Genomic DNA, 10,802 nt, shown 5'->3' on the forward strand with positions numbered 1-10,802 from the left:
CCACAAGCGAGACAATCATGAGCACCCTCCTCCCAAAACCAGTGTATGCGTTGTTGGTTGTTGTGTTGCTTCCCGTTTTTGCGATAGCCCAGATTGGGCGCAGTACGATCGCCACGGGAGCGTCTTTTCTTTTGCTGAGCCCGGATGCCCGGACCACTGGAGTAGCCGAGGCGGGAACCGGACTTATACCGGATGCCAATTCGGTATTCACCAATGCGGCGAAGCTGAGCTTTGCCGGTGAGAAAGGATTGAGTTTTTCCTATACGCCGTGGATGCGGCAGCTCGTAAAAGATGAACATCTCGGCTACCTTACCGCTTTCCATCGGCTTAGCCAGCGTGAAGTACTCGGGCTTTCCGTAAAATACCTCGATATGGGGGAAATCACCTTCCGGGATGAAACAGGGAACCTTTCGCAACGCTACAACGCGGGGGAGATTTCCATTGATGCGAGTTATTCGCGCCTATTGGGCGAGCATTTTGCCATGGCCCTGACCGCGCGCTATATCCACAGTAACCTTGGTTCGGGCGCTTACAACGGTCTGGACATGGACCGTGCCAATGCCTTTGCGGTCGACCTCGGACTGTATTCGGAGAAGAGCTACATGAGCTCGAGGCAGTTCAGCAAGCGTTTTGCCTGGGGGATCAACCTGACCAACATCGGCACGAAACTTAACTACACGAATGCGAAGGAGAGCTTTCTGCCGATGAACCTGCGGATGGGTGCTGGTTACGGGCTGAATAACAACCCGGATAACCGGCTGACTCTGCTACTGGATGTCACCAAACTGATGGTTCCCTCGCGGCCACAATACCGTGTAAATGAGCAGGGTAATGCGACCACTGAGATTGAAAAGGGCAGAGACCCCGACCGGAGTGTGCCTTCGGCATTATTCACTTCTTTTTTTGATGCACCGGGCGGATTTTCCGAAGAACTGTCGGAATTCACAATATCGGGGGGGCTAGAGTTCTGTTATTACCGGCAGTTTTTTCTGCGCACAGGATATTTCTATGAAACCCCCGAGAAAGGCAACCGGCAGCATTTCGCCGCGGGCGTGGGCTTCCGCGTGAGGTCGCTGCAGATCGACATTGGCTACCTGGCCCCAATGGCCCAGCGATTCACAGTTCGAAATGAATTGAAATTCACGTTGAGTTTCCATCCGGGCAATATACTGGATATGGATTGAAGCGAGAACATAACAACATCAACAAATATCAAACATATGAAAAGACAGACAATCTACCCCCTGTTCATTGCAGCATTGACGCTGATTATCGTACTGGATGTGAATGCACAGACCAAAGAAGGTAACGTGTCGGAAGCGCGTATCCGGAGGCTCCTATCGCAAGACGGAAACGATAATAAGGCGATTCAGTTCAGTGGGGCTACTATGACTAGGGCGCAAACGCTATCGGTCAACCCCAAACTTGAGGTTTCCCCGAATTCGCCTCAAGAATTGCGGGCATTGATTTTCGAGAACTATACGCCTCCCGGAGCCAAGGGCGTAGCCTTGAGAAGCGCGGCAACGCCGAAACAGGCTACCGGTGGCGCCGGGGCCGGTAAACTCCCGTCTGAAATGGCGGCAGCAGAAGCCGCCGAGGTTCAGCGAACCGCGGCTCCGGTTCAGGTGCCACCGACACAGGGCGAAGCAAAAGAAGAGCAGCAGTAACCTTTTAAGTAACCAGAAATACATAAGTATATGAAGCGGTATTTTCCTTATTGCGTAGTTGTATTCCTGACACTAGCAAGCCACATGGCGCAGGCACAATCGGGATTGACTGGCATCAATTACCAGGCCGTTGCCCGCAATCTTGACGGGACGGTTATGGCTGGCAAGGATGTCGATGTGCGTATCTCCATTATTGGTGGGTCGGCCAACGGAATGGTACAGTATCAAGAAGAGCACCGGGTAAAAACCAATGCGCTGGGTCTTTTCACCCTGCAGATCGGGAAGGGAACTCCCTCACAGGGAACTTTTTCGGCGATACCCTGGCAGGAGGCCAACCAATTCGTTAAAGTAGCGTTGGCCGTTGACAATGGAAGCTATACGGATTTGGGCACGACGGAACTGATGAGTGTACCGTTCGCATTGTACGCGGCGGGAGGTAACGCTGGTCCTGCTGGTCCCGCTGGTCCTGCCGGCGCCAAGGGGGATACCGGTAATACGGGACCCGCTGGATTGGAAGGCCCCATGGGCCCTATCGGCCCCGCTGGTCCGGCTGGCCCGCAAGGCGACCCGGGCGCTTCCGGTGCACAGGGCCCTGAAGGTCCCGTTGGCCCTGAAGGTCCACAAGGTCCAGCAGGCGCAGATGGGCTAGACGGAGCAGCAGGCCCAGTCGGTCCGGCAGGCCCCGAAGGTCCACAAGGTCCAGCAGGTGCGGATGGGCTAGACGGAGCAACAGGCCCAGTCGGTCCGGCAGGCCCCGAAGGTCCACAAGGTCCCGCGGGCAGCGACGCCACGATAAACGGAGTGGCGGCGGGGGGTGATCTTTCAGGGACTTATCCCGACCCGATGGTCGCTAAAATCCAAGGCATGCCGGTAAGCAATGCGGCGCCTTTGGCCGGTCAATGGCTGCGATTTGATGGCACAGAATGGGCGCCGGCGGCGATCGGTGGAGGTGCATTCGTACTTCCGTATGCCACGGTTGAAAATAATGCGGCGACGTTGTTTTCCATAGCGAATGATGGTGATGGGGTCTCCATAGAGGGGATCAACAATACCACGACATCCAATATCGCCGCCTTGAGGGGGATTGTGAGCTCGGCGTCGCCGGGGGGATTTTCCGCAGCTGTCCGAGGAATTAATAATGGCACAGGGGGGTTGGGCGTCGGTGTATGGGGTTCGCAGGGCGGGTCCGGTTGGGGGGTATATGGGTCTACACCGAATGGTCTAGGTGTGTATGGCAACGCCTCGGCCAATGGGACCGGTGTATATGCCAACAGCAATACCGGTACCGGTTTGACGGCCACCAGTAACAACGGGGTTCCAGCAAGTATTTCAATTTTCAACAATGCTAATAACAACCCTGTGCTTCAAGCAAACACGGTGGGCAACGGAACCGTGATCAATGTCACGACAACCGGCAACGGGGCTGGTGTACGGGCATCAACGGAAAGCGGCTTCGGTGTCCATGGCATTACAACTAGTCAGACCTCCGCGGGTATCGTTGGCGATAACAATGGCGGTGGCGAAGCGGTGGTAGGTCGTACTACCAGCGATATCGCCGGTGCCGTAGTAGGTCGTAACGACGGCGGGGGATATGGCGTGCGGGGGTTTGTTGCAACAAATACGGCGGGTACGGCTGTCGGCGTGCTGGGACAGGTTGGCTTGAACAACAGTACCGGTCGTGCGGGCAGGTTTGAGAACTTCAATCAAACGAATACGCAGGGCAATACATTGGAAGTTGAAACCAATGGTAACGGAAACATCCCTGACAATACGCAAGGCAATGCTGCCTCTTTCTTCGTCAACAATAGCAATAGCGTAGGCGCAGCCGTACGCGGTGAGGTGAATACGATTTTTGGCAATTTCGGTGCTGCGGGCATCTTTGGTGTATCTTCGGGTACTGGCGGCCGCGCCGGTCTGTTTTATGCTTCCCATCCCGACGGCAACGGAGCGGCTTTGATCGCGCTTACCGACGGCAACGGCAACGCGCTTACGGCGAATGCGGGCAAAGATGGTAACGGTGTAGAGACAAATATCGACGGTAGCGGCAATGCACTATATGCATGGGTGCCTACGTTTGCGACTGGCCGGGCAGGCCGATTCAATATTTATAACGAAAGCAATACAAGCGATGTGATTACCGTGACCACCGTGGGCAATGGAACGGCAGGAAATTTCAAGGTAGATCGGATAACCGGCACCTCGCCGGCTGTCAGGGGCGAGGTCAATTCACAGTTTGCCAATTTCGGCACGGCAGGCGTCTATGGCGTTTCCTCCGGAACAGGGGGATACGCCGGACTTTTTTATTCGTCCAATGCTGGTGGTAACGGCCCAGCAGTACTCGCGCTCACCGAAGGAAACGGAAACGGGATTACCGCCAATGCTGGGGGAAGTGGAGATGGAGTCGAGGCGACAGCAGATGGCGGAGGTAATGCCATTTTTGGCTGGACCCCTAATTTTGGTACAGGTAGGGCTGCTCGGTTCGCGAATTTTAATAGTGCCAATGGTCAGCCAACAGTCCAGATCAACTCGAACGGCACAGGCAATACTCTTTTGGTAAACCATACGGGGGTATCGGGCAGTCTCGCGGTATTCCAAAGCGGTGGTGCAAATGTGGCGCGAGTCAACAAAGCTGGTCGTGGGTTTTTCAATGGCGGCACGCAGAACAGTGGTGCCGACATCGCGGAAGCCTTCGACGTGATGGGCGACTTCGCGGCGTACGAAGCCGGCGACGTACTGGTCATCTCGTTGGATGAAGACCGCACGGTGGAAAAATCAAGCGAAGCTTACTCCACCCTGGTCGTTGGCGTATATGCCACCAAACCAGGTGTGCTGCTTACCGAGGAAACGATCGATACGGATATTTCGGACAAGGTGCCGATGGGCGTGGTAGGGGTTATCCCGACAAAGGTGTGCCTCGAAGGCGGTGCGATCAAACGCGGAGACCTGTTAGTTACGTCCTCACAGGCCGGTGTGGCGATGAGGGCCGATCCGGATAGGGTAAGGGTTGGCCAAGTGATCGGAAAAGCCCTGCAGGAATATGACGGCAATGGCATAGGCAAAATAAAGGTACTCGTGAACGTCAAATAGTGTACCTTTGCCCGCACGATGCGTATCTTAGCTTTTGACTACGGAACCAAGCGGGTAGGCATGGCCGTGACCGACCCGTTGCAACTTATCGCTACAGCGCTGGATACCGTGCACGCCAAAGATGTGCTGGATTATGTGAAAAGCTACCTTGATCGCGAAGTTGTAACGGCTTTTGTAGTGGGTATGCCCCGTCAAGTGGACGGCACGGAGTCGGAGTCAGCCCAGCATGTGCGGGGTTTTGTCCGTACGCTACGGCGCGTTTTTCCGACAATTCCGGTGGAAACTATCGATGAACGCTTTACCTCCAAGATGGCCTCGGCAAGCATTGCGCAAAGCGGCATGGCAAAGAAAAAGCGGCAGGACAAAGCGCTTGTCGACCGTGTATCGGCCGTGCTTATCCTCCAATCGTATCTGGAGCGGCGCGACTTTCAGCGATAAACTTCATACCTTTACTGGCTGTAATGCTTCAATGATGCGAAACATCCATTTTTTTTCGGAAGACACCGATCATAAACCCAAACACAAGACTGCCCTGCGGGCGTGGATGAAGGAAACCGTTAGCACGGAGGGCTATAAAACCGGTGAAATCAATGTCGTTTTATGCAGTGATGCATATTTGCTTGATATTAACAAACAATACCTCCAGCACGATACCTATACCGATATTGTCACCTTCGACAGCAGCGAAACCGCAGGCGTCATCGCCGGCGATATCTTCGTCAGTATCGACCGCGTGCGTGAGAACGCGGCAAAATTTGATGTACTTGAGGCGGATGAGCTGCACCGCGTCATTATCCACGGTATCTTGCATTTATGCGGCTATGGCGATAAGAAGAAAGAAGATAAAGCGCGGATGACAGAAAAGGAGGATTTCTATTTGGCGATACGTAATCGCTTTTTCCTATAAGACTTTCAGCCAAGTTATACACAATGCCCGTGGCAAAATATTGTCCCCAATAATGCGATATGCGAAGGGTGAGTAACTATGTCGATTATTGGTTCTTCACGGTGAAATCATCTTTGCTGGTGACTATTTGACCATTGGTTTCGACGTTTATCTTCATGGCTCCTGCGGTAGCGCCGGAGGGGACGAGTACTTTTATCTGTGTTTCGGTTAACGAAATAATGGATGACGCCTCAACCGTGCCGAACCGCACTTTCGTAGACCAAGTATCTGGAGAAAAGCCTTTTCCGTTGATGGTGATTACGCTACCGGGGATGCCCGATGTGGGGCTGAAGGAGGTAATCTCGGGCCCAAAGACCTCGAAGGTTCCGGACAGGGTGACATCGCCACTGGCGAAGTGGACGGTCACTTTATGTTTGCCGACAGGCGTGCCATGGGGGACATACACCTGAAGTGTTGTCGTGCTCGTGGAGTACGTGGTGGTTCGGGTAGACCCGAAACTAATGTCGTAATACGTATCGGGAAGAAAATGCCCCGTTATATTCACCGCTGTATTGATGGCGCCGTTATTCGGACTGAACCCGGAGGCTGTGGGGCCGTTCACCTTGAAATCAGCTGTAGCGGTCACTGTAAATGGTCCGGATACAACCGTTAGTGGATAGGTTCCTGCTGGAACATTGCCCGGGATCGAAACACTTAGCTGGTTTTCGCCGATTGAATGCATGTCCAAGGTATAACTTCCCAATTTTACAGTAGGGTAGTAATCTCCGCCGCCGTAGAGACCACTGCCGCTGATTTCGAACGATTGGCCGGGCAGGGCTGCTTGTGTGGAAACGGATGAAATGACCGGCTTTATAAGGCTGAATTCTCCGGGAAGCTCCGTTTTGACATTATTCAATAATACATATACCTTCGACGCTTCGGTAATATTGGCCGGCACGAAGAAAGCGGGTGATTCATAATAGTAGCTAGCGTTAGCTTGTGTATCGCCAAAGTATAACTTGAGGTTTTCGTTTCCGTAGTAGCTATTGGGAAGGTTTTCGCCGACAAGCGTCACGGTAGATCCGATCAGCCCTGTCTTGGGCGTGAAATCCGTAATCAACGCCTGTATCTGGAATCCATAATTGACGGTATAGCGTTGCTGGCCTATCTGTAGTGCAATCTCAATGGTATTGTTGTGCCCCGCTCGAATACCCGAAGGCACTTCAACCACTATTTTTGTATTATCCAAGGTTTTGATGATCGCTTCAACATCGGCAAAGTATACCGCCACCTCATCTGGATTGGCGGTATAGAATTGGCCACTGATGGTAATCTCATCGCCAACTTTTCCCATCATGGGGACTACTGAAGATGCGGATGGAATTGGCAGGGTAGCGGTTTTGACTGCCCCGTAGACCGTACCGTTATTATTAGTGATATAGGAGCGTACATAAATGGTATTGCCGAAACCCTGGTCCAAGAGGCCATTTACGACCGTGCTATATTTCCCGGTATTGACATCCCGACCCATGGAAACCCGTATCCCTGTCTGGGTATCGATATTGCCGTAGGTACCATAGACAAAACCATAATCCGATATGTCAAAGTCTCCTATTTTTATGATCTCGCCCTTAAACTCCATGCTGTTTACACTGATTACCACCGGATCTTCAGTCGTGATCTGTGGATGTTCATCTAACTCTTTTTTGCAGGACCCGATGCACAGCACAGCAAGGCAGAAAAGCAGCCCATAGCGACTTTTGGTTGATCTATTGTTATTCATCGTCTGATGAGTTTAAAAAATATAGCCTATCCGAATCCCATTAGTTAGGCGCGGGCCGAAGGAACTATCGGAATGGTCCGTATAGTGGTTCTCGTTAGCGGAACCCGTCCCTTTTTGTTGCTCCTCTACCTCATCATAGACCGTCTTGGCAAAGGCAATGTTGAATTCGTAACCAAAGAAAAAGTTCTTTGCCATGTAAAAATCAAAACCAGTGAAGGCGGCTACGCCAAAACGGTTATAGCCATATTCCAGTACGGACCTGTAGTAATTGCCGTTGTTGTAGACCGTTTGGTACCAGCCACCGTCAATTTCCAGGATAGATTCGCCTTCTATCAGTTCCTGATTGAGCGATCTGCGCGTAAACGTGAGGTCGGCCCCTATGTAAGGAGATAAGCGAAGGGTTCCTCTGAAATGCTTTTCTATCCCCGCATTCACGCCATACGTGCTGCTGCTTTTCTCGTCCTTGAACCTAAAGCTATTCGTGCCGTACGGCTGTTGGTTGTCGTTTAGTGTTTTTTCCATACCGACAACAAAACCCAGGCGCAAGGCCAAATCCTCCTTCGCAAAGTAGCGGAACTTGATCTGATTTAGCGAATTATTGAGGTTTATCTGGCCGTTGAACGGATTGAAATTTAATTCCGTGCCGAAGGTTTTTGCTGCTGCTTTCAGTCTGGACGTATCCTGTTGTGCGGTTTGGGCAAAAAGGGCATTGCAGGCAAGTATTGCCAAGATTAAGGTTGACGTTTTTCTCATTTTAAGTTATAATTGTTTCGCGCAAAAATAAACTTAAATTCAAATATAACAATGGTGTTTGTGATAAGTCTGTTTTTTTGTGTAACCAAAGACAAACCCAAGCCTGTGGACTTGGGTTTGGTCAAATAGCCTTTGGAGCTTTTTCTTCAGCTTGTAGCCTTTTAAAACCGCTCGAATTGCGAAAAGAAGAAGTTGCCTTCAATTTCGGCATTTTCATCTGAGTCGGAGCCGTGGATGGCGTTCGCCTCGATGGATTTTGCATATTTGTTGCGAACGGTACCGGCTTCGGCTTTGGATGGGTCGGTGGCGCCAATCAGTTTTCGGAAGTCTTCCACCGCGTTATCCTTTTCCAATATTGCCGCGACAATAGGGCCAGATGTCATGAAATTCACCAATTCGCCATAAAACGGACGTTCGGCATGTACCGCATAAAATGCGCCGGCGGTTTCCTTCGAAAGGTGGATGTACTTCATCGCCACGATTTTGAACCCGCCCGCAATAATATCGTTCAGGATAGCGCCGGTGTGGCCATTGCCCACTGCATCGGGCTTAATCATGGTGAATGTTTTAGTTGTTGTTGCCATTTAAATTTTTTTTGCAAAAGTAACAAACCTAAGGTTCTGTACAAATGGGAGAAATTTTGGAAATGTACGGAAGTTATAGAAAACATGGTGTACATTTGACTTATATGAGTGCATGGTAGAGGCAAAATAATAGGAGGCGAATTGGCAGCTCAACCATTCAAAGAGGAACACAAATTGCTGAAGCGGATAGCGGAAGGCGACGAGCGGGCTTTTTCACAACTTTTCGACAATTATTATCGGACCCTAGCCGACTTTGTCTTCCGGCTTACCGGTTCTTTGGAGGTCGCCGAAGAAATTGTTCAGGAGGTCTTCGTTAAAATATGGGAGAAGCGTGATGAGTTGCTAAAGATTAAAAAAATCGGCGATTACCTGTTCATTCTTTGCCGAAACCGCGGTGTGAGCTATTTAAGACAACGGGCCCGTGACTATATGCGATTGCGGGCTTACGCTCAATCGGAAATAAATGAAATCGAACTTGAAAACCACCACTTGGCTCGCACCGAGCGACTATATGTGATAATTGAACAAGCTATCTGCGCATTACCCTCGCAGCAACAGAAGGTGTTTCGACTGGCCAAGTTAAATCACTTCAGTCACGCCGAGATAGCGAATCAACTGTCTATATCCGTTGAAACGGTAAAAAAGCACATGAAGCTCGCGCTGCGATCAATACGAGAATCGGTAAAGGAAAATGAATATGCTATAAACAGTATATTGATACTCTTTCTTTGGTTTTTTTCTTGTATGTAATAAAAAAGTAAAAAGCACTTACCCCTTATGAGTGTTTCTGGCGTCTTAATACCAAAAAGCCGCCGGCATGAACGAAAAAGACCGTTTAGAACAACTTTTTTCGCTGTTCTACAGCCAAAATGCTTCCGCCAAGGAAATTGATGAGTTCTTTCGTCTTATTGAAGATGTTCCGAACGAAGTATTGGAGGCACTAGCCCATAAGTATTTTGAAGCTGGAAAGGAACAGGAGCTGTTGTTCCCTTCTCAATTGCGGGAAAGGCTTTACGCTAAAATTATCGATGTCGGAAATATCCCCGCCCCAGACGGAGACAGGAATAATTTTATCAGACATTTTGCAAGGTTCGGTTGGGCGGCTGCGGTTATTGCGGCTATACTTATCGGCGTTTTGCTTTACCCTTGGACCGGCCGGCAAGGGCGTGACGGAACACTTGCAGACGCCGCGAACAAACACCAGCATTACCTAAAAGACACGTCGGCCGTGCAGGTGCACGGGACAGCGGACACGGTAGGGTCGGCCCTGGCGGAATCGGTCATCAACGTGGCAGAACTTACTCGGCTATCCGGGGTAACTGATGGATTCAGCACCATCACAGTTCCTTATGGAAAGCGGAGTGAGCTGATGCTGCCAGATAGTTCTAAAGTTTGGCTAAACGCGGGGTCGCAATTGACCATTCCAAACGAATTTGATGCAAGTAATAATGAAGTTTTCTTGATTGGCGAAGGATATTTTGAAGTCTCAGAGAGAAAAACCACTCCATTTTACGTTCGCACCGCCGACATGTATATTAAAGTAATGGGCACTTCGTTTAATGTAAGCGCCTATCCAGATGACGGCTATACGTCAGCGGTATTGCTATCGGGCAAGATTGAGATCGAGCCTGCCTCAACGTTGGATTTTCAGAACATTGCAATTGCGCCCGGTACTTCAGCGATGTTAAATCGGACAGATAAAAAACTTAAGATCCAACGCGTAACTGCAGAAGACGAGATTTCCTGGACGAAACGACAACTGATCCTGAAAAACACGCAGTTGTCTGAGATTTTGACCCGATTAAGCAGGATATACAATGCCGAAATTGTAGACGATTTTGGCCGGGACTCGGCCGTGACTTTTTCTGGCAAATTGGATTTAACCATGCCATTGACCGATGTTCTTAAAATTATTTATGATTCAAACGGTGAATACCAAATCAATCAAATCGAAGGGAGGTATGTGATCAGCAAATAATCCGTACATAAAAAAACAGGCAGGTGTTCCAGCACCTACCCGTTTAGTTGTCTAAAAACCCAAT

The 10,802-nt window shown here is 50.4% G+C and carries 10 protein-coding genes; 7 read left to right on the forward strand and 3 right to left on the reverse strand.

The features are described 5' to 3' along the window. Nucleotides 1-17 precede the first annotated feature (17 nt). From porV to ybeY, 5 genes are read left to right on the forward strand one after another with little or no spacing between them, the layout of a single operon-like run. On the forward strand, nt 18-1,184 hold the full coding sequence (porV, locus tag IEV98_RS19555) for a type IX secretion system outer membrane channel protein PorV (RefSeq protein ID WP_188507728.1): 1,167 nt from the start codon (nt 18-20) through the stop codon (nt 1,182-1,184). A 36-nt stretch (nt 1,185-1,220) separates the two neighbouring features. After that, nucleotides 1,221-1,667 (forward strand): hypothetical protein, encoded by a 447-nt coding sequence (locus tag IEV98_RS19560; protein WP_188507729.1) that lies wholly within the window; start codon nt 1,221-1,223, stop codon nt 1,665-1,667. A gap of 30 nt (nt 1,668-1,697) precedes the next feature. After that, nucleotides 1,698-4,754, forward strand: coding sequence for a collagen-like domain-containing protein (locus IEV98_RS19565; protein ID WP_188507730.1), 3,057 nt, complete (start codon nt 1,698-1,700; stop codon nt 4,752-4,754). An 18-nt stretch (nt 4,755-4,772) separates the two neighbouring features. Next, the gene (gene ruvX, locus IEV98_RS19570) at nt 4,773-5,192 is read left to right on the forward strand and encodes a Holliday junction resolvase RuvX (RefSeq protein WP_188507731.1); all 420 of its coding nucleotides are present in this window, start codon (nt 4,773-4,775) and stop codon (nt 5,190-5,192) included. A gap of 34 nt (nt 5,193-5,226) precedes the next feature. Then, complete coding sequence (gene ybeY, locus IEV98_RS19575) at nt 5,227-5,661, forward strand: rRNA maturation RNase YbeY (protein WP_188508039.1); 435 nt, start codon at nt 5,227-5,229, stop codon at nt 5,659-5,661. An 85-nt stretch (nt 5,662-5,746) separates the two neighbouring features. Here the strand turns inward: ybeY and IEV98_RS19580 are convergent, their stop codons facing one another. The 3 genes from IEV98_RS19580 to IEV98_RS19590 form a co-directional block, all read right to left on the reverse strand. Next, nucleotides 5,747-7,423 carry an IPT/TIG domain-containing protein gene (locus tag IEV98_RS19580; protein ID WP_188507732.1) on the reverse strand — a complete coding sequence of 559 codons (1,677 nt, stop codon included), beginning with the start codon at nt 7,421-7,423 and terminating at the stop codon, nt 5,747-5,749. A 12-nt stretch (nt 7,424-7,435) separates the two neighbouring features. Further along, nucleotides 7,436-8,176: an outer membrane beta-barrel protein gene (locus tag IEV98_RS19585; RefSeq protein ID WP_188507733.1), complete on the reverse strand. Its 741-nt coding sequence runs from the start codon at nt 8,174-8,176 to the stop codon at nt 7,436-7,438. A 161-nt stretch (nt 8,177-8,337) separates the two neighbouring features. Beyond that, nucleotides 8,338-8,760, reverse strand: coding sequence for a nucleoside-diphosphate kinase (locus IEV98_RS19590; protein ID WP_188507734.1), 423 nt, complete (start codon nt 8,758-8,760; stop codon nt 8,338-8,340). A gap of 141 nt (nt 8,761-8,901) precedes the next feature. Between IEV98_RS19590 and IEV98_RS19595 the strand changes: the two genes are divergently transcribed. Together IEV98_RS19595 and IEV98_RS19600 are read left to right on the forward strand one after the other, a co-directional pair. Further along, nucleotides 8,902-9,510: an RNA polymerase sigma-70 factor gene (locus tag IEV98_RS19595; RefSeq protein ID WP_188507735.1), complete on the forward strand. Its 609-nt coding sequence runs from the start codon at nt 8,902-8,904 to the stop codon at nt 9,508-9,510. A 67-nt stretch (nt 9,511-9,577) separates the two neighbouring features. Continuing rightward, a complete protein-coding gene (locus tag IEV98_RS19600; protein WP_188507736.1) occupies nt 9,578-10,738 on the forward strand; it encodes a FecR family protein in 1,161 nt (386 codons plus the stop codon). Nucleotides 10,739-10,802: the final 64 nt, after the last annotated feature.

Source organism: Parapedobacter pyrenivorans, assembly GCF_014636865.1.
Lineage (GTDB): Bacteria > Bacteroidota > Bacteroidia > Sphingobacteriales > Sphingobacteriaceae > Parapedobacter > Parapedobacter pyrenivorans.

Coding starts and splice junctions, on each gene's coding strand:
- porV (WP_188507728.1), top strand. CDS start 18: ATGAGCACCCTCCTCCCAAAACCAGTGTATGCGTTGTTGGTTGTTGTG.
- IEV98_RS19560 (WP_188507729.1), top strand. CDS start 1,221: ATGAAAAGACAGACAATCTACCCCCTGTTCATTGCAGCATTGACGCTG.
- IEV98_RS19565 (WP_188507730.1), top strand. CDS start 1,698: ATGAAGCGGTATTTTCCTTATTGCGTAGTTGTATTCCTGACACTAGCA.
- ruvX (WP_188507731.1), top strand. CDS start 4,773: ATGCGTATCTTAGCTTTTGACTACGGAACCAAGCGGGTAGGCATGGCC.
- ybeY (WP_188508039.1), top strand. CDS start 5,227: ATGCGAAACATCCATTTTTTTTCGGAAGACACCGATCATAAACCCAAA.
- IEV98_RS19580 (WP_188507732.1), bottom strand. CDS start 7,423: ATGAATAACAATAGATCAACCAAAAGTCGCTATGGGCTGCTTTTCTGC.
- IEV98_RS19585 (WP_188507733.1), bottom strand. CDS start 8,176: ATGAGAAAAACGTCAACCTTAATCTTGGCAATACTTGCCTGCAATGCC.
- IEV98_RS19590 (WP_188507734.1), bottom strand. CDS start 8,760: ATGGCAACAACAACTAAAACATTCACCATGATTAAGCCCGATGCAGTG.
- IEV98_RS19600 (WP_188507736.1), top strand. CDS start 9,578: ATGAACGAAAAAGACCGTTTAGAACAACTTTTTTCGCTGTTCTACAGC.